21 protein-coding genes and 1 pseudogene are annotated in these 20,727 nt (G+C 69.6%); 14 read left to right on the forward strand and 8 right to left on the reverse strand.

Annotated features, from left to right (window positions below):
- Nucleotides 1–600, forward strand: a 600-nt coding sequence (locus tag ACFO5K_RS02920; RefSeq protein WP_378555567.1) for an SRPBCC domain-containing protein, incomplete at its 5' end; no start/stop codon positions are given.
- Nucleotides 601–609: 9 nt separating this feature from the next.
- Complete coding sequence (locus ACFO5K_RS02925; protein WP_378555568.1) at nucleotides 610–1,038, forward strand: nitroreductase family deazaflavin-dependent oxidoreductase; 429 nt, start codon at nucleotides 610–612, stop codon at nucleotides 1,036–1,038.
- A gap of 7 nt (nucleotides 1,039–1,045) precedes the next feature.
- Here ACFO5K_RS02925 and ACFO5K_RS02930 read toward each other — a convergent pair whose 3' ends face one another.
- The 3 genes and pseudogenes from ACFO5K_RS02930 to ACFO5K_RS02940 form a co-directional block, all read right to left on the reverse strand.
- Complete coding sequence (locus tag ACFO5K_RS02930; protein ID WP_378555569.1) at nucleotides 1,046–2,080, reverse strand: ABC transporter substrate-binding protein; 1,035 nt, start codon at nucleotides 2,078–2,080, stop codon at nucleotides 1,046–1,048.
- Nucleotides 2,077–2,787 (reverse strand): annotated as a pseudogene (locus ACFO5K_RS02935) (ABC transporter ATP-binding protein); the annotation flags it as partial. The pseudogene ACFO5K_RS02935 and the gene ACFO5K_RS02930, both read right to left, overlap by 4 nt.
- Nucleotides 2,788–2,972: 185 nt before the next feature.
- Complete coding sequence (locus tag ACFO5K_RS02940; protein WP_378555571.1) at nucleotides 2,973–4,004, reverse strand: FecCD family ABC transporter permease; 1,032 nt, start codon at nucleotides 4,002–4,004, stop codon at nucleotides 2,973–2,975.
- 356 nt (nucleotides 4,005–4,360) lie between these two features.
- Here ACFO5K_RS02940 and ACFO5K_RS02945 point away from each other — a divergent pair, with 356 nt between their 5' ends.
- Nucleotides 4,361–5,509, forward strand: a complete 1,149-nt coding sequence (locus ACFO5K_RS02945) for an alpha/beta hydrolase (RefSeq protein ID WP_378555572.1) — start codon at nucleotides 4,361–4,363, stop codon at nucleotides 5,507–5,509.
- 6 nt (nucleotides 5,510–5,515) lie between these two features.
- Here the strand turns inward: ACFO5K_RS02945 and ACFO5K_RS02950 are convergent, their stop codons facing one another.
- A complete protein-coding gene (locus tag ACFO5K_RS02950; RefSeq protein ID WP_378555573.1) occupies nucleotides 5,516–6,100 on the reverse strand; it encodes a TetR/AcrR family transcriptional regulator C-terminal domain-containing protein in 585 nt (194 codons plus the stop codon).
- 149 nt (nucleotides 6,101–6,249) lie between these two features.
- Here ACFO5K_RS02950 and bioB point away from each other — a divergent pair, with 149 nt between their 5' ends.
- The 5 genes from bioB (at nucleotide 6,250) to ACFO5K_RS02975 (ending at nucleotide 9,095) form a co-directional block, all read left to right on the forward strand.
- Nucleotides 6,250–7,263 carry a biotin synthase BioB gene (gene bioB / locus ACFO5K_RS02955; RefSeq protein ID WP_378555574.1) on the forward strand — a complete coding sequence of 338 codons (1,014 nt, stop codon included), beginning with the start codon at nucleotides 6,250–6,252 and terminating at the stop codon, nucleotides 7,261–7,263.
- 82 nt (nucleotides 7,264–7,345) lie between these two features.
- Nucleotides 7,346–7,555 carry a biotin synthase auxiliary protein BsaP gene (bsaP, locus tag ACFO5K_RS02960; RefSeq protein ID WP_378555761.1) on the forward strand — a complete coding sequence of 70 codons (210 nt, stop codon included), beginning with the start codon at nucleotides 7,346–7,348 and terminating at the stop codon, nucleotides 7,553–7,555.
- Complete coding sequence (locus tag ACFO5K_RS02965; protein ID WP_378555575.1) at nucleotides 7,555–8,208, forward strand: DUF2567 domain-containing protein; 654 nt, start codon at nucleotides 7,555–7,557, stop codon at nucleotides 8,206–8,208. Before bsaP ends, ACFO5K_RS02965 begins: the two co-directional genes overlap by 1 nt.
- 70 nt (nucleotides 8,209–8,278) lie before the next feature.
- The gene (locus ACFO5K_RS02970; RefSeq protein ID WP_378555576.1) at nucleotides 8,279–8,812 is read left to right on the forward strand and encodes a DUF1353 domain-containing protein; all 534 of its coding nucleotides are present in this window, start codon (nucleotides 8,279–8,281) and stop codon (nucleotides 8,810–8,812) included.
- Between the two features lie 127 nt (nucleotides 8,813–8,939).
- Nucleotides 8,940–9,095 carry a hypothetical protein gene (locus tag ACFO5K_RS02975; protein WP_378555577.1) on the forward strand — a complete coding sequence of 52 codons (156 nt, stop codon included), beginning with the start codon at nucleotides 8,940–8,942 and terminating at the stop codon, nucleotides 9,093–9,095.
- A 215-nt stretch (nucleotides 9,096–9,310) separates the two neighbouring features.
- On the opposite strand, the gene nadC is transcribed toward ACFO5K_RS02975, so the two are convergent.
- From nadC to nadA, 3 genes are all read right to left on the reverse strand, one after another.
- Nucleotides 9,311–10,171, reverse strand: coding sequence for a carboxylating nicotinate-nucleotide diphosphorylase (nadC, locus tag ACFO5K_RS02980; protein ID WP_378555578.1), 861 nt, complete (start codon nucleotides 10,169–10,171; stop codon nucleotides 9,311–9,313).
- 148 nt (nucleotides 10,172–10,319) lie between these two features.
- A complete protein-coding gene (locus ACFO5K_RS02985) occupies nucleotides 10,320–12,026 on the reverse strand; it encodes an L-aspartate oxidase (RefSeq protein ID WP_378555579.1) in 1,707 nt (568 codons plus the stop codon).
- 31 nt (nucleotides 12,027–12,057) lie between these two features.
- Nucleotides 12,058–13,095: a quinolinate synthase NadA gene (gene nadA, locus ACFO5K_RS02990; protein ID WP_378555580.1), complete on the reverse strand. Its 1,038-nt coding sequence runs from the start codon at nucleotides 13,093–13,095 to the stop codon at nucleotides 12,058–12,060.
- Between the two features lie 78 nt (nucleotides 13,096–13,173).
- Here nadA and ACFO5K_RS02995 point away from each other — a divergent pair, with 78 nt between their 5' ends.
- The 3 genes from ACFO5K_RS02995 to ACFO5K_RS03005 are packed head-to-tail and all read left to right on the forward strand — an operon-like array spanning nucleotide 13,174 to nucleotide 14,558.
- Nucleotides 13,174–13,902 (forward strand): NUDIX hydrolase, encoded by a 729-nt coding sequence (locus ACFO5K_RS02995; protein ID WP_378555581.1) that lies wholly within the window; start codon nucleotides 13,174–13,176, stop codon nucleotides 13,900–13,902.
- Nucleotides 13,903–13,941: 39 nt separating this feature from the next.
- Nucleotides 13,942–14,184: a FitA-like ribbon-helix-helix domain-containing protein gene (locus ACFO5K_RS03000; protein WP_378555582.1), complete on the forward strand. Its 243-nt coding sequence runs from the start codon at nucleotides 13,942–13,944 to the stop codon at nucleotides 14,182–14,184.
- On the forward strand, nucleotides 14,181–14,558 hold the full coding sequence (locus ACFO5K_RS03005) for a type II toxin-antitoxin system VapC family toxin (protein WP_378555583.1): 378 nt from the start codon (nucleotides 14,181–14,183) through the stop codon (nucleotides 14,556–14,558). Before ACFO5K_RS03000 ends, ACFO5K_RS03005 begins: the two co-directional genes overlap by 4 nt.
- An 8-nt stretch (nucleotides 14,559–14,566) precedes the next feature.
- Here ACFO5K_RS03005 and ACFO5K_RS03010 read toward each other — a convergent pair whose 3' ends face one another.
- Nucleotides 14,567–15,745 (reverse strand): winged helix DNA-binding domain-containing protein, encoded by a 1,179-nt coding sequence (locus ACFO5K_RS03010; RefSeq protein ID WP_378555584.1) that lies wholly within the window; start codon nucleotides 15,743–15,745, stop codon nucleotides 14,567–14,569.
- 121 nt (nucleotides 15,746–15,866) lie between these two features.
- On the opposite strand from ACFO5K_RS03010, the gene ACFO5K_RS03015 reads away from it, so the two are divergent.
- From ACFO5K_RS03015 to ACFO5K_RS03025, 3 genes are all read left to right on the forward strand, one after another.
- The gene (locus tag ACFO5K_RS03015; protein ID WP_378555585.1) at nucleotides 15,867–16,715 is read left to right on the forward strand and encodes an arylamine N-acetyltransferase family protein; all 849 of its coding nucleotides are present in this window, start codon (nucleotides 15,867–15,869) and stop codon (nucleotides 16,713–16,715) included.
- A gap of 108 nt (nucleotides 16,716–16,823) precedes the next feature.
- On the forward strand, nucleotides 16,824–18,902 hold the full coding sequence (locus ACFO5K_RS03020) for an acyltransferase family protein (protein WP_378555586.1): 2,079 nt from the start codon (nucleotides 16,824–16,826) through the stop codon (nucleotides 18,900–18,902).
- A gap of 46 nt (nucleotides 18,903–18,948) precedes the next feature.
- Nucleotides 18,949–20,691 carry a penicillin-binding transpeptidase domain-containing protein gene (locus tag ACFO5K_RS03025; protein ID WP_378555587.1) on the forward strand — a complete coding sequence of 581 codons (1,743 nt, stop codon included), beginning with the start codon at nucleotides 18,949–18,951 and terminating at the stop codon, nucleotides 20,689–20,691.
- Nucleotides 20,692–20,727: the final 36 nt, after the last annotated feature.

A 20,727-nucleotide genomic window follows, 5' to 3' on the forward strand; every position in this document is an offset into this window, starting at 1 on the left:
GCCGATGGTACTGCACTCGACAGGGTGTGGGAGAGTAGGTCACCGCCGGACAATTATTGTGAAGAGGCCCTCCAGCTGATGCTGGAGGGCCTTTTTGCGTTGCGTGGCAAGTTGGTCGTTGCCCGAACGGCTAACGTGGAACCCATGGCGACGACGAGGATCGGCATCGACATCAACGCGCCCCGCGCGACGGTCTACCGGCTGCTGCTCGACGGTGACGCGGTCATCGGATGGATGATGCCCGACGGGGTCTCCCCCGAGGTACATCGCTTCGAGCCGCGGGAAGGTGGATCCTTCTCGATCACGTTGGCCGGCGCGACTACCGGCGCCGCGGAACTACCGCATGATGCCTACTACGGTCGATTCCTCTCGCTGGTTCCCGACGAGCAGGTCGTCGAGGTCTTGGAATTCGTGACCGAGCAGGACGAGATGACCGGCACGCAGACGATCACCTTCACGCTGTCCGATACCGGGACGGGCACCCACCTCGACAGCGTGCACGAGGGAGTGCCGCCGGGGCTCAGTGCGGCCGACAACGACGAGCACTGGCAGATGGCACTGGCGAAGTTGAAGTCGATGGCCGAACAGCGATTGAGGTAGATTGCGGCCATGCCGAGCGATATGCAGCTGAAGCTCATGAACGGCGTCCATCGCGCACTGCTCACCCTGACGAGGGGCCGGATCGGCAATACCGTGATGGGGATGCCGTCTCTCGAACTCACCACCATCGGCCGTAAGTCGGGTCAGCCACGAGCGGTGATGCTCACCGCGCCGATCGTGGAGGACGACATGATCGTGGTTGTGGCCTCGCGCGGTGGCGACCCGACGCACCCCGCGTGGTTTCTGAACCTGCGGGACAACCCCGATGTCGAGGTGGCGTTGCAGGACGGTCCGCGCCGGTCGATGGCGGCCAGGGTTGCCGATGCCGAGGAACGGGCGCGGCTGTGGCCGAAGGTGGTCGCGGCCTACAAGGGGTACGCCGACTACCAGACCAAAACGTCTCGAGAGATCCCGTTGGTGCTGCTCACCGCGCGCTGAGCCGGCCTCAGCGCACCGCGTCGTCGGCGCGCGGGATCACCGTCGAGGCAGGCACCAGCTGCCAGGCCTCGAGCTGTTTGCGGATCTGTTCGGCCGCATCGATATTGAGCGGTCCACTCGTCCACAGTGCGTACGGAAGGTTGAAGAACCGGCCCTCGCGCACCGCCCGCAGGTTGTTGATGCCGGCTTTGCCACGCAACAGGTCCACCTTCTGCTCGTAGGTCTGACCGGGGTAGTCGACGAACATGATGGCGTCAGGGTCGGCTGCGGCCAAGCGTTCCCAGGAGACCTGCGTCCAGGTGTCGGCGACATCGTCGAGGACATTGCGGGCCCCGGCGGCTTCCAGGACGGCTTGTGGCGCACCGAATCGTCCGCTGGAGTAGATGGTGTCGGTACCGCTGTCGAAGAGGAAGACCGTGGGGGCGGTGGCCGGTTTCGGGGCGGCCCGCAGGGCGGTGAGGCGGTTGTCGAGATCTGCGTTGATGTCGGCGGCGCGGTCGGTGCGGCCGGTGATGACGCCGAGGTCGGTCAGGTCGGTGCGCAGTGCGGCCCACGGTTCGACGGTGCCGCGGGCGATTCCGCTGTCACGTTGGCGGCAGCTCTCGGTGAGCACATAGGCGGCGATGCCGTCTTTCCGGAGGGAGGCGGGGGTCAGGTTGCTCGCTTCGTCATAGCCGTAGCTCCAGCCGGCGACCACGACATCGGGTCGCTGGGCCAGCACCGTTTCGCGCGAAGGATATTCGGGGGCAACGGAGTTGAGTCCGTCGACGACTTCGGCGCCGTAATGCGCGCGGAGGGTGGCGGCGTCGCGTTTGACGCTCGAGACGGCCGCCACCTGGTCTTGGGCGCCGAGCGCCAGCACCATCGAGATGAGGTTGCCGTCGTTGACGAACATGCGCTGCGCCGGTGCCGGAAACTGAGTGTCGTGGCCGCAGTTGCGCACGGTGACCGTGGCGGTCGGTTCCGCGGCCGTGCCGGTACAGGCCGCGAGTACCGCGGCGAGCGCGGTGGTGATCAGGATCCGGCCGGGGTGTGCGGTCATCGTCGTGCCTCTCGCGGGGTGATCAAAAGGTGGCTTTCGCCGGTCACCGGGTGCACGACGCGGTTGGCGTCCACACCGAACACCTCGGCGACGACAGTGGGGTCGAGCGCGTCCGCCGGCGGGGCGGGCGGTCGTGCGCGGCCGTTGTGCAGCACGATGATCCGGTCGCAGTAGCGGTCGGCCAGCGACAGATCGTGCAGGGCGGCCACCACGGTGCGCCGCAGTCCGCGCACCAGGCCGAGTAGTTCGAGCTGGTGGGTGACGTCGAGATGGTTTGTCGGCTCGTCGAGCAGCAGGACCGGGGTGTCCTGGACGAGGGCGCGGGCCAGTAGGACCCGCTGCCGTTCGCCGCCGGACAACTGCCGGACCGGCCGGTCGGCGAAACCGGTCAGATCGACCGCGGTGAGCGCTTGCGCGACCTGTTGCTGTTCGCGGGGTGCGCCCAGACCCCACGGCGGCAGATAAGGGGTCAGCCCGAGAGCCACCACCTCGCCGACGAGCATGTCGGCGGGCGGCACTTCGTCCTGGGCGACGAGTGCGACCGCGGCCGCCCGTCGTCGCGGGCCGATCTCGTGCAGGACCTGCCCGTCCAGCAGTACCCGGCCGGTCCGCGGTTTGCGTACGCCGGCCAGCACACGCAACAGCGTTGTCTTGCCGCTGCCGTTCGGTCCCACGATCCCGACCGTCTCGCCGGGCCGGATCGAGAAGTCCGCTCCGGCCACCACATCGCGCCGCCCGATCGCACAGGTGAGGTCCTGGGCACGCAGGGCCCCGAGTTGCGGTTCGGTGGGCTGCGGCGCGGTGGCGCCTGGATCGTCGGATGGCGGGGTCGAGTGGAGTGTGTCGGGTGGCGTGGCTTCGGCGGGGTTGTGCTCGACTGCCGGTTCGGTGCTCATGACGCACCGAACCGGTAGCGCCGCCGGCCCATCAACAGCAGGAACGTGGGTGCGCCGATGAGGCCGGTGAGGACACCGACCGGGATTTCGGTGGGACGCACCAGCACCCGGGTCGCGGCGTCGGCGACGACCAGGAACAACGCACCGCCCAGGGCACAGGCGGGGAGCAGGTCACGGTGGCGCGGGCCCACGATCATGCGGGCGGCGTGGGGGACGACCAGGCCGACGAAGCCGATTCCGCCCGACACCGCGACGAGCACCCCCACCAGCACGGCAAGCAGCACGAACAGCCCGATCCGCAGACCCTGCACCGGTACACCCAGCGACGACGCGGTGTCGGCGCCGAGGCTGAGCGCGTCGAGCCAGCCCGCCAGGGCGACGAGGATCGCACCGCTGGCCAGGACCACGGTCAGCGGTAAGCCGAGAGTGGACCAGTCGGCGCCGGCGAGGCTGCCGAGCAGCCAGAACAGCACCGATTGCGCGGCCGCCGGGTCGGTGCTGCGAAACACCAGATAGCTGCTGCACGCCGCGAAAGCCGAGGCGAGCACGGTGCCGGTGAGGACAAGGCGCAGCGGGGTGAGTCCACCCTGGGCGACGGCGATCAGGAACACGAGAGTGGCGGCGGTGAACGCACCGGCCAGCGCGCCGCCCGACAACGCCCAGGCGCCCGCGCCCGCGAACAGCCCCGAGGTGATCACCGCGGCGGCGCCGACACCCGCGCCGGAGGAGACACCGAGCAGGTAGGGGTCGGCGAGTGGGTTGCGTACCAGGGTTTGCATCGCGGCACCGGCCAGTGCCAGCCCCGCACCGACCACCGCCGCGAGGACCGTGCGCGGCACCCGGAGTTGCCAGACGATGGTGTCGAGACCCAGATCGGTCGGGGTCGAACCGGTGAGTCGGGCGCCGAGCGTGTCGAGCACAGCGGCCACGGGAACGATCTCCGCGCCGAATCCGGTGGCGGCGACCATGGCGGCCAGCAGCAACGTCGCGAGTAGGGGGAGGGCGAATGAGATCCGAGCCCGGATCATCGCGATTTCTCCAGAGGCAAGGCGCGGCCCTTTCAGAGGGTGCCCGGCGAGGGAGGTCTGACTTTCGCCGTGAGGCGATCACAGTGGCGCGACCGTTCCGGGGTTACACCGGATTCCCGCACCCGCCGGGGATGACCCACCGACTGTAGCGCGGTACCGGCGCCGACCGAAGACCCGGGTGACATCGGACTTCGCCCGGCTTGCGGCGACTGATGCGGACCCCGGCCGACGGCCACCGCGGGGCGACTGCGGGCTCGCACGGCCAGTCGAGGTCCGGCTCGGGCTGCCGCTTCCGAACAGTGTCCGCCGGGATCGGCGGCCCGCTGGCGGGCGCCGGTGGCACATACAGTGGAGGGATGTCGTCACTCGATCGGCATCCGTCCACCGTCGCGGACTACGACGATGCGCGACGGCGGGTTCGGTTGCGCGAAACCCGGTTCGGTCAGCGGTGGTGTAGTTGGCGGCGGACGAAGCTGGTGGTGTTGCGGCTGGTCGGGGTGCTGCTGGTCGTGCTGACGGTGGGGGCGCAGTACTGGGTGCACGATGTGGTTCCCGAGCGTGCGCGACTGGCGCACACCGAACCGGAGTTGCTGCCCGTGCATCTGCCCGTCGATGCCCGCGACTGGGATACCGCCGTAGTCGACCTGGTGGGGCTCGGAAACATCACTGCGGTTCCGACCGCCGCGGCACTGCCGTCACTGAGCCGGCTCGGCGTGGTGTGGGCGGTGCGCTACGACGACGCCGGTATCGACACCAAGGTCATCGCCGAGATGATCGTGCGTGCGGCCCGGTACGGGGCTGTGCGCAATATCGTCCTGGTCGGGCACAGCATGGGCGGGGTGATCGCGCTCGAGGTGGCCCGCCACATCCATCTGGGCAGTGACCGGCACCTGGTGGCGGTGGTGCTGGACTGTACGCCGATGGATCTGGACGCGGTCCGGCCCGAAAGCCGCACTCGCGGCAGTGATCTGCAGCGGCTGATGGGCTGGCTGCCCGGCGCGCGCGAGAGCCGGTTGCTGCGCATGGCCGTCGAGATCGCGGCCCGGCGGGAACGGTTCACCGAGCATCGCCACGGTCTGCTGCCCGAGATCGATCACCGGGCCCTGGGGTCGGTGATCTCGGAGGTGCTGCGCGACAAGATCTTCTCCGACGACGCCGCCAGCAACGGGCTGATCGAGTCGCAGTTCCTGGCGATCGTGGCCGGTGGTAGCACGGCGGATCTGCGAGCACTGGCGCGGCCGCACCCGGACAAGCAGCGCCCGGCCATCGTGTTCATCCGTCCCCGCGACGCCGCCCGCGACCGGGTGGTGGACGTGGCGTACTCGCATCGGGTGCTGATCGAACACGCCGGTGGTGTCGACGGCACGCTGTCGGTGGTGCGGCCCCGCCGCACCGAGCACGCCAATCCGATCCAGCGGCCCGGCGAATACAACGCGATCATCGAAGCGCAGGTGCTGCCGTTCGTGCGCCGCTATCAGGAGGCGATCCGCGAGGCGGGGCCATGAGCCGGCTCAGCGCACCCGCGAGCCGAGCACGGTACGTACGCCCGCGATGAACAACTGCAGCCCGAAGTCGAATCGGGCGGTGGCATCGGGAGTGTCGAGCAGGGGAGAGGACTGTTCGGGCAGCGCGCCCACGGAGTCCATCTGCATGCGCGACTGCTCGTCGACGGTCTGGCCGAGCACGTAGTACAGCAGGGTATAGGCCGTGAGGTCGGCTTCCTCCCTGGTCATTCCGGCGCGGATCACGATGCCGGCCAGCCGCTCGCGGGCCTTGCTGGTGGTCAGGCGCGAGGCGTAGGTGGCCGAAACCAGTTCGGCACCGTCGCGATAGGCGAGCAGGCAGTCGCGCAGCCGGTGCGCCAGTTCGGTGAGTTGCTCGGTCCAGTCGGTGGCCGTGAGCGGCTCGTCCATCGGCGCCAGGATCCGGTCGGCGACCGCGCCGAGCAGCGACTGCTTGTCCTTCACATGCCAGTACAGCGCGCCCGGCTGTACCTGTAGGGCACCGGCCAGCCTGCGCATCGTCAGATCGGCGAGCCCGTACTGGTCCAGAATCGCGACGGCGGCATCGACCACATCTGTTTTCCGCAGTTGCACGCGCGTCCTTCCGTTCGATTCACCGACCCGAGTGTTGTGCGCCACCCTCAGCCGCTACCCTATCCTGAACACCGTTCAAGTTGCACGGCTACGCCGGGTGGATCACACCTGCGGCGCGTGCACGCACCCCGACGAAGGGACAACACGTCGTGACGCAGGCACCCGTCCGGACCGACATTCTGGCCATCGCCCGTGAGCAGGTACTCGAGCGTGGCGAAGGCCTCACCGAGCAGCAGGCCGTCGAGGTGCTGCGCCTGCCCGACGATCGCCTCGAAGCGCTGCTCGAGCTCGCCCACGAGGTGCGGATGAAGTGGTGCGGCCCGGAGGTGGAGGTCGAGGGCATCATCAGCCTCAAGACCGGCGGCTGCCCCGAGGACTGCCACTTCTGCTCGCAGTCGGGGCTGTTCCAGTCGCCGGTGCGCGCGGCCTGGCTCGACATCCCCAGCCTCGTCGAGGCGGCCAAGCAGACCGCCAAGAGCGGTGCCACCGAGTTCTGCATCGTCGCCGCGGTCCGCGGGCCCGACGAGCGCCTGATGGCCCAGGTCGCCGCGGGTGTGGAAGCCATCCGCAACGAGGTCGACATCCAGGTCGCGTGCTCGCTGGGCATGCTCAACCAGGAGCAGGTCGACCAGCTCGCCGCGATGGGGGTGCACCGCTACAACCACAACCTCGAGACCGCGAAGTCGCACTTCCCGAAGGTCGTGACCACCCACTCCTACGAGGAGCGCTGGGACACCCTGCGGATGGTGCGTGAAGCCGGCATGGAGGTGTGCTGCGGCGGCATTCTCGGCATGGGCGAGACCATCGAACAGCGCGCCGAGTTCGCCGTGCAGCTGGCCGCGCTCGAGCCCGACGAGGTGCCGCTGAACTTCCTCAACCCGCGTCCGGGTACCCCCTTCGGTGACCTCGAGGTGCTGCCCGCCGCCGACGCGCTGCGTGCCATCGCCACCTTCCGCCTCGCACTGCCGCGCACCATCCTGCGGTTCGCGGGCGGTCGCGAGATCACCCTCGGCGATCTGGGCGCCAAGCAGGGCATGCTCGGCGGTATCAACGCCGTGATCGTCGGCAACTACCTCACCACTCTGGGCCGTCCGGCCGAATCGGATCTGGACCTGCTGGGTGAGCTGAAGATGCCGATCAAGGCGTTCAACGACACCCTGTGACGCTGTGTACGATCGAGAACCGACCCCGACCAGCAGGGACCACGCGACCGCCGAGTCGCACATCATCGAGGCGGTGACCGACATGGACGAGCGCTACAACCCGTTCACGGGCAAGCGAATCGTGCCCGGGCTCGACGACGCGATGCCCGCGTCGGCCGCACTCGGGCTGGAACCACCGCGTTTCTGCGAGCAGTGCGGGCGCCGGATGATCGTGCAGGTGAGCCCCGACGGCTGGTGGGCCAAGTGCTCCCGGCACGGGGTCACCGACTCGGCCCAGCTGGAACGGCGCTAGTGGACATCGGGATCGGGCCGCGACCGGAAGTGTTGCGGCGCGAGGTGATCGGCGTCGCCGTGACGGTGGCGTCGGTGCTCGCGGTGAGTGCGGCCGCCGGTGTGGCGTGGGGTCTGCTCGCGCCGACCCAGCGGCTGCGGGTGACCAGGCCGGGTCGTGGCGCCGCACTCACCGGCGAGAGTCTGCACGTGTTCGACGCGCTCGGGATGTTTCTGTGCCTGGGCGCGGTGATCGCGGTACTCGCGACCGTCGCGGCCTGGCGGGTGCGCGCCCTGCGCGGTCCCGCGCTGGTACTCGGTCTGCTGGTCGCCTCGGCGCTGGGCGCCGCGGTGATGAAGTGGACGGGTGAATGGGTTGCGGGCGTGCGGAATCCGCGCCCCGACACCCTGTCCGTCGGGCAGATCGTCACCCTGCCCGCCGAAATCGGCACCGATCTGGCGCTACTGGTGCAACCGTTGCTGGCGGCGCTGGTACTGCTGTTCCTGGCCGCACTGCATCCCGGCGCGGACCTCGGGTCCGGTGCCGCCGGCTTGCTCGGCGACCTGCGACCCGCCGACTTCGATGACGACGCCGACGATTTCGCGTTGCCGACGGGCGCCCAACAGTATCGGCCAAGTGGCGATTTCGACCCGAGTTCGCAACCACGCGGCTGAGCGTCCACACCGCGCTACCATCGGCATATGGGCAGGTAGAGACTGCGCCAACGCCTTTGGAGGAGTGGTCGTGGCATTCGTCGGCGGCGGTCCGGTGGTCGAGGAACTGGACGCGAAATTCTGGCGGCTCACCGAACCGCTCACCTATCGGGGTGCGGTCGAGACGTTCACGGTCCCGGCCGGGTTCCGCACCGACTTCGCCTCGGTGCCACGCGCACTGGTCTGGCTCATCCCGCGCTACGGCGACTACACCCGCGCCGCGATCCTGCACGACTATCTGTGCCGCACCGGCGAAGTCGGCCCGGCCGATGCCGATGGACTGTTCCGGCGCAGCCTGCGTGAGGCCGGTGTGTCGGTGCCACGGCGGTGGATGATGTGGGCGGCGGTGCGGTTGGGCAGCCGGCTGCGCGGAGCGAGCGTGGGTGCGGTGCTGGTCTGGCTGCTGGTCGCGGTGCCCACGCTGATATTTCTCGCGGTGCCGGTGCTGGTGGTGACCGCCGCACTGCTGGTGTTCTGGCTGGTCGAGCTCGTGTTCTGGGCGGCCGGGCGGATGACGGGCCGTACCAGCACCCCGCCACCGGACGCGCAGATGAAGACCGCCTGATCTCTGCCGAGACCCCCGACAGCAGGAACAGCCACTGCCGCGGAGCTGTTGACCGGAAAAGCGATGGCGAACAGCGGGGCCGGCTCCGTACTGTAGGCCCATCATCGACTCGGGGGAGGACCTGATCATGAAGACCACACCCGAACAGGCCGCCGAACGACCCGATCTGATCGCCTGGCGGCGCCGGCACGCCCTGCGCCGCTCGTCGGCGGCCACCGCGGTGCCCAGCGGACGCACCTACCGGCGCACGGCCAAGCACCGCGATCGCCGCCACGATTCCTGAGCGCCGGAGGGCTGTTCCGAAGGTGTGCGAGTGAGCACCACCAGCGGCACCGGTTTGTCGATCCTGGCCTGATAGTCGGCCGGCAACGGATTCTGCGCCAGCGCCCAGGTGGCGAACGTGTTGTCGTCCATGCCGTGCAGTGTGACAGCGGCCACCGACAAGTTCGGGGACCGAGCGGCGCCGGCGCCGCCGCAGGCACCGCGACGGGGCGTTCGTCACATGTCGAGGCCCAGGTCCAGCACTCGTACCGAATGGGTGAGGGCGCCGATGGCGAGGTAGTCGACACCGGTGCTCGCGTAGTCGGCGGCCTGATCCAGTGTGAGCCCGCCCGAGGACTCGAGTTTCGTGTTCGGGGCGGTGGCGTCGCGGCGCTGGACGGCGGCCTGGGTCTGCCAGAGGGGGAAATTGTCGAGCAGGACCAGTTCCACGTTCTCGGTCAGGACGGCGTCGAGCTGTTCGAGGCTGTCGACTTCGACCTCGCAGGCGATGTCGGGTGCGAGGTCGCGGACCGCGCGCAGCGCGTTGACGACCGAACCGGCCGCCACCACGTGGTTGTCCTTGATCAGGGCCGCATCGCCGAGCCCCATCCGATGATTCACGCCGCCACCGACCCGGACCGCGTACTTCTGCAGGGCTCGCAGGCCCGGCAGGGTCTTGCGGCTGTCGCGGATCTCGCAGTGGGTGCCCGCCACCGCGTCCACCCACGCGGCGGTAGCGGTGGCGATGCCCGACAGGTGGCACACCAGGTTGAGCAGGGTGCGCTCGGCGGTCAGCAGGCCACGGGTGGGCGCGACCACGTTCAGCACCGAGGTACCCGGCCCGACCCGGGTGCCGTCGGCGACCCGGCCGGTGATCTCGTAGGTGCCCGCACCGAGCACTTCGTCGAGCACGAGCAGCCCGGCGTCGAGACCGGCGACGGTGCCGTGCTCGCGCGAGACCACCGACGCCTTGCTCACCGCGTCCGCGCCGACGGTGGCGACCGTGGTGACATCGGGCCCGTACCGGAGGTCCTCGTGGAGGGCGGTGCGGATCAACGTCAGCAACTCGGCACGGTCCAGGCCGGTGTCCAGAGCCATCACTGCACTCCTGTTCTCGGGCGCATCGCGCCGGTTCGATGGGGTGGAGATCGTCATCGATCCACCGGAATTGCTTGTATCGGAGCCGAATCGGCAGGTGGGACCCCTCCCGCGGGGTTCGTCGGCCACAGTCTTCGGCGGTTCATGGTCATCGTGCCCCGGTCGGTACCGCGCCCAGAGCCGACAGCACGAGTGTGCCGTCCGTGTCGAGCCGGACCGCCGTGCTGTGCTGCCGGTCTCGGCTGGGCCCGCGGTACTCCGAGCGGGTGTGGCAGCCTCGGCTCTCGGTGCGTTCGGCGGCAGCGATCAGCAGGGCGCGGGCCGTCAATGTCAGTGCGGCGTCTTCGATTCGCCGCACCCGGGATGCGGGGGCCAGGTCTGCCGTCCGCTGATCCGATGACGTGACAGCGGCGAGAGCGCCACGCGCGGCACCGGCGGCTGCGCCCATCTCACCGGCCGGGTCGCCATCGGTTTGCGCACTCGCCATGACGCCGCAGGGCGCCGCGGCGGTGTCCGGATTCAGCATCGCCGCGTCGATCCGCATCAGCGCCGCAGCGAGCCCGGCACCGTCACGCACGACCGAGGCGTGCTCGGTCATTGCCTGCTGCACCGTTGCCCGGCGCGCGAACTCCTCTGTCCACGAGGGCAGTTCATTGATTCCCGCGCGGGCGCCGAGCCGTTCGGTAGCTGCCGCACCGACCCGCTCACCCACCACCAGCCCTTCGAGCAGACTGTTGGAAGCCAGCCGGTTCGCACCGTGCAGACCGGTCCTGGCGACCTCGCCCGCGGCGAAGAGACCGGGCACCTCGGTGCGACCGTGGGTGTCGGTGAGCACTCCGCCGCACTGGTAGTGCGCGGCGGGCGCGACCGGAATCAGTTGAGTCACCGGGTCGATCCCCGCCGCCAGGCACGACGCGGTGATGGTGGGGAACCGCTGTGCGAAACCCGGTATGGCACGCGCGTCGAGGAAGACATGATCGGATCCCGAAGCCCGCATCCGCTCCGCGATCGCCCGCGACACCACGTCTCGCGGTGCCAGGTCCCCACGTGGGTGAACCCCCGCTGTCACCGAATTACCGTCGGCGTCGAGGAGTACCGCGCCTTCACCGCGCACCGCTTCGCTGATCAACGGTCGCCTGCCCACCCCGCCGGGCGTGTAGAGCACCGTCGGATGGAACTGCACGAACTCGAGATCGGCCACCGCCGCACCGGCCCACAGTGCCAACGCCAGCCCGTCGCCGGTGGCTCCGGGCGGGTTGGTGCTCAGCGCGTAGAGCTGCCCGAGCCCACCGGTGGCCAGCACCACCGCGGGTGCGTGCACCACACCGAAACCGTTGTCCGACACCGCGACAACGCCGCGCACCCCTTCCGGACCGGTGAGCACGCGCAGGGCGGCGGCACCGAAGAGCACCGGCAGTCGTGCCGCGTTGAGCGCCCGCTGCACTTCGGCGCCGGTCGCGTCACCACCGGCGTGGATGATCCGCCGGGTGCTGTGCCCGCCCTCGCGGGTACGCGAGATCTGCCCGTCACGACCGAGATCGAAGACCGCGCCGAGATCGGTCAGCGCCGCGACCGCGGCCTGCCCGCCCTCGACGATCGAACGCACGGCGTCGGCTTCGCACAACCCGGCCCCGGCCTCGACGGTGTCGTGCACATGCGAGCCCACCGAATCGCCTTGCGGTGCAACGACAGCGATCCCACCCTGCGCGTACTGGGTGGAGGTGTCGGTCGGTCCGCCCTTGCTCAGTGTGAGCACCCGCAGCCCGCGCAGCGAAGCCGTGCGCGCCGCGGTGAGCCCGGCGACCCCGCCGCCGATCACCACCAGGTCGGCGGCGGCCTCCCACGAGATGTTCATGATCGCTACCGGCTCGACCGTGCGGTGCCGGTCACTCCCCGCCGCCGGGGTTGCCGATGGCGATCATCCGCTGCACCGAGGCCCGGCCGGCGTCGGCCGTCGCCAGGTCCACGTGCACCTCGTCGGCGCCCTCCACCAGGCAACGCAGCAGTGCGGCGGGGGTGATCATCTTCATGTACTTGCACGACGCGCGGTCGTTGACAGCCTGGAAGTCGATCCCGGGCGCGGCCTTGCGCAGCTGGTGCAGCATGCCCACCTCGGTGGCGACCAGCACCTGATTCGAGGTGGAGGTCTTGGCCGCGTCGATCATGCCGCCGGTGGACAGGATGTGCACGCGGTCGGCGGGGAACGCGCCCTCCCCGGCCAGGTACAGCGCCGAGGTGGCGCAGCCGCACTCCGGGTGCACGAACAGTTCGGCGTCGGGGTGGGTGCGGGCCTGCTCGGTGAGTTCGTCACCGTTGATGCCGGCGTGCACGTGGCACTCGCCGGCCCAGATGTACATGTTCTCGCGGCCGGTCTCGCGCTTGACGTGCGCGCCGAGGAACTGATCCGGCAGGAACAGCACCTCACGGTCGGCGTCGATCGAGGCGACCACGTCGACGGCGTTGGAGGAGGTGCAGCAGATGTCGGTGAGCGCTTTCACCTCGGCGGTGGTGTTCACATACGACACCACCATCGCGCCGGGATGTTCGGCTTTCCAGGCGCGCAGTTCCTCGGCCGAGATCGAGTCGGCCAGCGAGCAGCCCGCGCGCTCGTCCGGGATGAGCACGGTCTTGGCCGGGCTGAGGATCTTGGCGGTCTCGGCCATGAAGTGCACGCCGCAGAACACGATGGTGTCCTCGGGTGCCTCGGCCGCGATCCGCGACAGTGCCAGCGAGTCGCCGACGTGGTCGGCCACGTCCTGGATCTCGGGCAACTGGTAGTTGTGCGCGAGGATCGTGGCGTTGCGCTCGCGCGCCAGCCGCCGCACCTCCGTCGCCCACTCCGGCGTCGCTTCGACACCCGCGTATCCGGTGGGTCCGTCGAAGACCGAACCCATCAGCGTCGGCTGCGTGGTCGTCGTCGCCATGGTGGCTCCCTTCCTCGTGCGAGCGGCTCCGTCGCCGCGATTCGCACAAAACCAGGTTTTCGACTTAGAATCGAAAACGTGCCCCATAGTAACACCATCCACGAATCGCTCACCGCGGTGTTCCAGGTTCGCCGCTTCCCCGCCGACGTTTCCGCAGGTAGTGAGGCCGCGCGCCGATCGAGGCATCCCGAGCTGGCCGTACTGCTGTGGGAACGCGCGCTCGATCCGCAGAAGGGCACGTGGTCGCTACCCGGCGGCCGGCTGCGCGACGACGAGGACCTCGACACCTCCGCCCGGCGCCAGCTCGCGGAGAAGGTCGACGTGCGCGAACTGGCTCACCTCGAACAACTGTCGGTGTTCTCCGATCCCGACCGCGTCCCCGCGCCCCGCCGCATCGCCTCGGCCTACCTCGGCCTGGTACCGCTCACCACCGAGCCCGAACTCCCCGCCGACACCACCTGGCACCCGGTGTCGAACCTGCCCCACATGTCCTTCGACCACGGCACCGTCGTCGACCACGCCCGCACCCGCCTGGCGGCGAAACTGTCCTACACCAACATCGCCTACGCCTTGGCGCCCGACATCTTCACCATGTCGGTCCTGCGTGAAATCTATTGCGCGGCCCTCGGTTACGACGTCGACACCACCAACCTGCAACGCGTCCTCACCCGCCGCAAGGTGATCACACCCACCGGCGCCACCGCCCCGTCCGGCCGGGCGGGCGGTCGCCCCGCCGCCCTCTACCGCTTCACCGACTCCGGACTGCGCGTCACCGACGAATTCGCCGCCCTGCGCCCCCCGAATTAGCGTGGGTGCAAACTGCACCCACGGTGGTAACCTGGTGTTATGTCAAAAGTGATTCAGATTCGCGACGTGCCCGACGATGTCCACGATGCGTTGACGGCCGCAGCCGCAGCGGAGGGTCTGTCGATGACCCGTTATCTACTGCGTGAATTGAATCAGGTGGCTCGGCGCACCCAGATCGTGCGGCACAACAACACGGTGATGCACCGGACTCGCGACGAAGTCGACGCATCCCTGGATCGAGAGACAGTGCTCTCGGTGTTGCGCGAGGGCCGCGGCGAGTGATCGTCATCGATGCCGGGGTGCTCGTAGATCTGATCATCGGAGTTGTCGATCCCGTCTGCTTGGGAGATGAGGAACTGGCCGTACCGCACCTGATCGACAGTGAGGTCACCAATGCCCTACGCCTGCTCGCCCGGCGGCGTGCGCTGACCGAGGAGCAGGCGGATCTGGCATTCGACGGCTTTTCCCAGTTGGTGCTGACCCGGTTTCCCGCGGAACCGCTTCGCCGCCGGATGTGGGAGCTGCGCGGCGATCTGAGCGCCTACGACGCGACCTACGTCGCTCTCGCCGAAGCGCTCGACGCGGCCGCGCTGCTCACCACCGACGCCAGGTTGGCCGCTGCGCCCGGGATCGGATGTCCGGTCAAGGTGGTCTGAGGATCAGCTCAGGCGGTGAGTTCGCGTTGCAGGGGAGTGCGGAAGCGGGGGATGGCGCGGACGTTGCCGAACCACGCTGTGGTGCGGGCGGTTTCGGCATCTATGCGGGCGCGGGTTTCGGCGTCCACGTCCTCGAGCAGGCGGGTGACGACCTCGCCGTCGGAGCGTTGGGCCCAGCCACCGACAATGCGACCGTCGGCCCAGATGGACGGGCCGATATTGCCGTTGGCGTCGAACAGGGCGTGGGCGTGCGGGCCGAGGAACCAGTCGCGCGACTGCCAGCCCATGGGTGTGGGGTCGAGGGCGGGTAGCAGCGCGGCCCACGGTTCGGGCTCCGGGACAGGGGCGAGGTCATCGGCGAGCAGGAGCCCGGTGACACCATCGAGGTCGACCTCGGTGATGTCGAGTTCGGCCAGGGCTTTTCGGACTTCGCCGAGCGTCCAGCCGGTCCACCATTTCAGGTCGGTGATCGGGGCCGGACCGAAGGTGTGGAGCCATCGCCGCACCAGCTCCACCCGCGCCTGCGCGACCGGAACAGGGGAGAAGCCTTGTGGCAGCCAGGTTTCCACCGGCGCCCAGGTGTACTGGCTGCTGGTCCAGCTGCCGTTCGGGCGCCCGCGCACAATGCGGCCCTCGGCGCCCAGCACCACCAGTACCCAGGTGGTGATGCCGGTGGGTTTCGAATACGACTTGCCCGGGGCGGTGTCGACCTGGGTGCGCAAGCGGGGCACCGCCTTGCTCAGCTGCGCGCCGGTCGCCGCGCCGAGCGACAGCAGCGCCGCGTGCGTCTCGGCTTCGACGTCGGCGAGCCAGGTGCCGACCTCGCCGTCGACGACACCGGCCTGCTCGAGGTGACGACCATAGGCGCGGCGTTGTTTGTGGGCGAGCGCATCACAGGTGGAGGCCTGCAGGACCGGCAACAACTCGGTGGGCGCGACGAACATGGTGCGGCGCATGGCGAGTAACCGCAGCAGGGTGCGGTCGTCGTAGAGCGCCCGCTCGACATCGGCGGGAGTGAGATCGGTGCCGCGGGCGCCGACCGACAGGAACACCGTGGCCGGGTCGGTGGCGTGCAGGACCACCATCGAACGGGCGATGTCGACGGGGTCGTTCGCGCGGGCCGACGGCGCGAGCCGGTGCCTGACCGCCAAGCGGGCCCGGCGCTGCGCGATATCGATCGAGAGCATGGGCGGATAGTAGGCGTGGGCACCGACAAGCAACGCGGTTCCGCGGTGCCGCCGCCGGTGGGAACAATGCCGGCGACGCGGTGGTTGTGCGTCGAGGAGACGAGCGGAAAGTTGGTGTGCGATGACCGAGCGTGACGATCGCTGGCTGGGTGAACAGCTGGATCTGGATGCCTATCTGGCCAAGATCGGCTACGACGGGCCGCGCACCGCTTCGCCGGACACGCTGCGCGCGCTGGTGCGCGCCCACACCACCACCATCCCGTTCGAGAATCTCGAGATCCTCCTCGGCCGCAGGATCCCGCTGGACCTGGACACCTTGCAGGACAAGCTGATCCGGCGGCGTCGCGGTGGGTACTGCTTCGAGAACGTCACACTGTTCGCCGCGGTGCTGGAACGGTTCGGTTTCGAGGTGCGTGGCCTCAGCGGCCGGGTCACCATGGGTACCTTCGGCACCGGCGCGATCCGGCCGGCCACCCACGCCCTGCTGCGGGTGCGAACGCCCGGGGACGACCGGGTGTGGATCTGTGATGTCGGTTTCGGCTTCGGCCCACTCGAGCCGTTCGAACTGGTCGAGGGACGCGGGGAGTTCACGATCGGCGCCTGGCGGTTGCGGCTCGAGCGGCACGCGCGGGACTGGGTGCTGTTCCAGTTCGGGCGTGACGGCTGGATCGACCGCTACACCTTCACCGACAATCCGCAGTTCCGCATCGACTACATCGTCGGCAACCACTACGTGTCGACCCACCCGCGCTCGCCGTTCGTCACCCGCCCCTTCATCCAGCGCTTCCGCCCCGAGGTGCATCACGTGCTCGACGATCTGACCCTGATCACCGAGTATCCCGACGGCACCGCCGAGACCCGCGAACTCGAATCGGCCGAACTGCCGAAAGTGCTGGTAGAGGTATTCGACATCGACCTCGACGAGGCCGATGCGGACCTACTCGCCACGGCGCCCTGGCGCACCGGCTAGCCTCGTCAGGGCCGCTCGGCGGTTTGCTTCCACGGTGTCGCTACGGCAAATTGATGGTTACTTGCCGGGAAATATTGCCCCTTCGGGGCCGATTCAGTGGGGTCGTTCGTGCCGAAGGTTCAATCCGCGTTGCCGGTCCAGCCGGACCACACGGTCCGTCGTGGGCCCGCAGCCGCCCGACCCGAGTGGCGAACCGATCTCGACGGGCTGCGCGGACTCGCGATCGCCCTGGTGGTGGCATTCCACGTGTGGGCGGGCCGGGTCTCCGGCGGCGTCGATGTGTTCCTGGTCCTGTCCGGTTTCTTCTTCACCGGCGCGATCGTGCGCGGAGTCGAGCGCCAGGGCCGGGTGGCCGCGCGCAACACCGCCCGGCGCACCCTGCGCAGGCTGACACCCTCGCTGGTGGTGGTGCTGGCCGCGATCGTGGCCGCGACGGTGGTGCTGCGCCCCTACACCCAGCTCGGTGAGACCGCCGCCCAGACGCTGGCCACGATGTTCTACGGCCAGAACTGGTACCTGGCCACCGCCGAACTCGACTACCTGGCGCCCGACCCGTCGGTGAGCCCACTGCAACACCTGTGGTCGATGTCGGTGCAGGGACAGTTCTACCTGGTGATCTTCGCCATTCTGGCCGGTTGGGCGTGGTTGCGCCGACAGGGCCGCGTCGGGCGGCCCGGATTGTTGCTGGCCCTGGCCGGGCTGGGGCTGCTCTCGTTCTGGTACGCCGCCTTCGGCACCTCACAGCACCAGGCCTGGACCTACTACGACAGCGTCGCGCGGGGTTGGGAACTGCTGGCCGGTGCGGCCCTGGCGGTGGCCGCACCCTGGGTGCGCCTGCCCGCCCGCCTGCGTGGTGTCGCGGCCGCGCTCGGATTGCTGATGGTGCTGGCGTGCGGTCCGCTCTTCGACGGGGCCAACCAGTTCCCCGGGGTGGCGGCGCTGTGGCCGGTGGCCGCGGCCTGCCTGGTGATCGTCGCCGGTTTCGGCGTGCACGGCGAACGGCGTGGGGTGGCGAACCGGCTGCTGTCGGGCCGGGTGTGCACCGAACTCGGCGCGCTGGCCTACCCGCTGTATCTGTGGCACTGGCCGATCCTGATCTTCTACCTGGCCGAAACCGGGCGAGTGCGGGCCGGACTCGTCGACGGCCTGGTGGTGATCGGTGTCTCGCTGCTGCTGGCCGTCGCGACCACCCGGCTGATCGAGACACCGTTGCGGCTGCCACCGCGCGGTTCCGCCGCGACACCGAGCCGGGGCGCCGGTGTTCTGGTCGGGGTCCTCGCGGTGACGGTACTGGCTTCGTCGCTGGGCTGGCAGTTGGTGTTGCGGGCCAATCCGGCCGTGCCGCCGCAGGCACTGGACAGCGCCCGGTATCCGGGTGCGGCCGCGTTGCTCAGCGGTGCCGAGTTCGCGCCCGAGACCATGCGTCCCACGGTGTTCGAAGCCCACGTCGACGCCCCGTCACCGACCTTCGACGGCTGCATCACCCCCAACCGGGAGGTGCGCACCTGCACCTACGGTGATCCCACGGCGACCCGCTCGATCGCGCTGGTCGGTGGCTCGCATTCCGAGCACTGGCTGCCCGCACTGGAATTGCTCGGTGTCGAACACGGGTTCCGGGTGGTCTCCTACCTCAAGGAGGGATGCCCGATCGTGCTGGCCGATCAGCCCTCCTACGCCGAGTGGCCCTTCCCCGAATGTCACGAGTGGTCGGTGGAAGTGCTCGACCGGCTGGCGGCCGAACCGCCGGACTGGGTGTTCACCCTGTCGACCCGGTACCGCCAGCAGGGGATCGGCGACGAGGTGCCCGCCGAATACCTCGAGGTGTGGTCGGCGCTGCAGGACCGTGGACTCAACGTGCTCGCGATGCGTGACACCCCGCGGTTGCGCCGCGACGGTGTCCTCTACCGGGCCAACGACTGCCTGGCCCACCGGGGCGACGCCGACAGCTGTGGGCTCGACCGCGCCGACGCCCTCGACCTGGTCGACCCCGCCATGGCACCGGCGGCCGGGTACCCGAACATCCACCTGCTCGACCTGTCCGACGCCGTCTGCCGTCCGCAGCGCTGCCGGGTCGTGGAGGGCAACGTGCTCATCTACCGCGACGAACACCACCTCACCGCCAGCTACGCCCGGTCACTGGCCCCCGAACTCGGCCGGCAGATGTCGGCGGTCACCGGGTGGTGGTGACGCGAGACCCGCACCGGCGCCCGCTGGTCCGGTTACCCTCGGACGCGTGCGCATCCACCGCAAGACACCGGTCCTGCTCTTCGCGCTCGCTCTGCTGCCCGTGGCCTGCTCCTCGGGACCAGAACAACCCGAAACGGTCGCCGACGCGTTCGCCGCCGCGCTGAGCAGCGGTGACGCGGCCGCCGCCGCGGCCCTCACCGACGCACCCGAACAGGCTCGACCCGCACTGACCACCCTGTTCGACAATCTCGGCGAGAACCACACCGTCCGGCTCACCGGCACCGACGACAGCTCCTTCACCTTGGAATCCACCTGGAAGCTCGGCCCCGGCGAACGCCACGAGTGGAACTACACCAGCACCGGGACCGCGATCGAGGACGGCGACTGGAAGATCGACTGGGACCCGGCGACAGTGGCGCCCGGCCTCGAGCTCGGCCCCCTCACCTACAGCCCGGTCTACTCCGAGCCCGCGCGCGTGCTCGACGCCACGGGTGGTGAGCTGATGACTCAGCAGGTGGTGACCCTGGTGAGCGTCGGCCCCGACGCCGATCTGCCCGCGGTGGCCGCCCTGCTGGCCCCGCACGGGATCACCGAGGCGGGGCTCGGTGCCGATCTCGCGGCGGCGCAGGGCAAAGCGATCACCGCCGTCACTCTGCGTGAGTCCGACATCGCACCCGTGCGGCAGGCGCTGACCGAGACACCCGGCGTGACACTGTCGCCACAGACCCGGCTGCTCACCGTCGACAAGACCCTGGCCGGACCCACTCTCGGCGGGCTGGCCGAACTCTGGCAGCAGCAGGCCGACGCCGCCGCCGGCTGGGCGGTGCGCGCCCAGACCGCCGAGGGCACCCAGCGCGTCGCCGGCCCCGACCCCACACCCACCGCCGACCTCGCCACCACCGTCGACATCGATCTGCAGAACGCCGCCGAGGGCGCCCTGGCCCCGCTCACCACCCCCGCCGCGATCGTGGCGCTGCGCCCGTCGACGGGGGAGGTGCTCGCCGTCGCCCAGAACGACCCGGCCGACGCGCAGGGCCCGCTCGCGCTGACCGGGCTCTACCCGCCGGGCTCCACCTTCAAGACGGTCACCGTGTCGGCGGCCCTGCAAGCCGGTGACGTCACGATCGACACCGTGCTGCCGTGCCCGGCCCGCGCCACCATCGAGGGCCGCACCATCCCCAACGACGACAACTTCGACCTCGGCGCGGTCCCACTGATCACCGCCTTCGCGCGCTCGTGCAACACCACCATGGCCGAGCTCGGCGCGCGCCTGCCCGCCGACGGGCTCACCACCGCCGCCGCGCAGCTCGGCCTCGGGGTGGACTATGTGACACCCGGCTTGACGACGGTCACCGGGAGCGTTCCGCCCGCCCGGAACCCGGCCGAACAGGTGGAGTCGAGTATCGGACAGGGCACGGTCACCGCGTCGCCGTTCGGCATGGCGCTGGTGGCCGCCTCGCTCGCGCACGGCTCGGCCCCCGCGCCGGCGATCGTGGCGGGCCGTCCGGGAACCGCGGATCAGGCGCCGGCCCCGGTGCCTCCGGAGGTGACGGCCCAGCTCTCGACCATGATGGCCGAGACCGTGCGCACGGGCACCGCCACCGCACTGCGTGACCTTCCCGGCCTGCTCGGCAAGACCGGCACCGCCGAGTATCTCGACGACCAGCACGCACACGGTTGGTTCGTCGGCATCGATGGTGACCTCGCGTTCGCGGTCTTCGTGGCCGACGCCGGCAGCTCCGGACCGGCGGTCGAGGCAGCGGGACGGATGCTTCGTGTGAAACGATGAGCTATCTCACCCTCCGCAGGCGAGCAATCCCCCCGC

The sequence above is a fragment of the Nocardia halotolerans genome (assembly GCF_042650145.1).
In the GTDB taxonomy this organism is placed as follows: domain Bacteria; phylum Actinomycetota; class Actinomycetes; order Mycobacteriales; family Mycobacteriaceae; genus Nocardia; species Nocardia halotolerans.

Coding starts and splice junctions, on each gene's coding strand:
- ACFO5K_RS02925 (WP_378555568.1), top strand. CDS start 610: ATGCCGAGCGATATGCAGCTGAAGCTCATGAACGGCGTCCATCGCGCA.
- ACFO5K_RS02985 (WP_378555579.1), bottom strand. CDS start 12,026: ATGAACATCTCGTGGGAGGCCGCCGCCGACCTGGTGGTGATCGGCGGC.
- ACFO5K_RS03000 (WP_378555582.1), top strand. CDS start 13,942: ATGTCAAAAGTGATTCAGATTCGCGACGTGCCCGACGATGTCCACGAT.
- nadA (WP_378555580.1), bottom strand. CDS start 13,095: ATGGCGACGACGACCACGCAGCCGACGCTGATGGGTTCGGTCTTCGAC.
- bsaP (WP_378555761.1), top strand. CDS start 7,346: ATGGACGAGCGCTACAACCCGTTCACGGGCAAGCGAATCGTGCCCGGG.
- ACFO5K_RS02945 (WP_378555572.1), top strand. CDS start 4,361: ATGTCGTCACTCGATCGGCATCCGTCCACCGTCGCGGACTACGACGAT.
- ACFO5K_RS03015 (WP_378555585.1), top strand. CDS start 15,867: ATGACCGAGCGTGACGATCGCTGGCTGGGTGAACAGCTGGATCTGGAT.
- ACFO5K_RS03010 (WP_378555584.1), bottom strand. CDS start 15,745: ATGCTCTCGATCGATATCGCGCAGCGCCGGGCCCGCTTGGCGGTCAGG.
- ACFO5K_RS02940 (WP_378555571.1), bottom strand. CDS start 4,004: ATGATCCGGGCTCGGATCTCATTCGCCCTCCCCCTACTCGCGACGTTG.
- ACFO5K_RS02975 (WP_378555577.1), top strand. CDS start 8,940: ATGAAGACCACACCCGAACAGGCCGCCGAACGACCCGATCTGATCGCC.
- ACFO5K_RS02930 (WP_378555569.1), bottom strand. CDS start 2,080: ATGACCGCACACCCCGGCCGGATCCTGATCACCACCGCGCTCGCCGCG.
- nadC (WP_378555578.1), bottom strand. CDS start 10,171: ATGGCTCTGGACACCGGCCTGGACCGTGCCGAGTTGCTGACGTTGATC.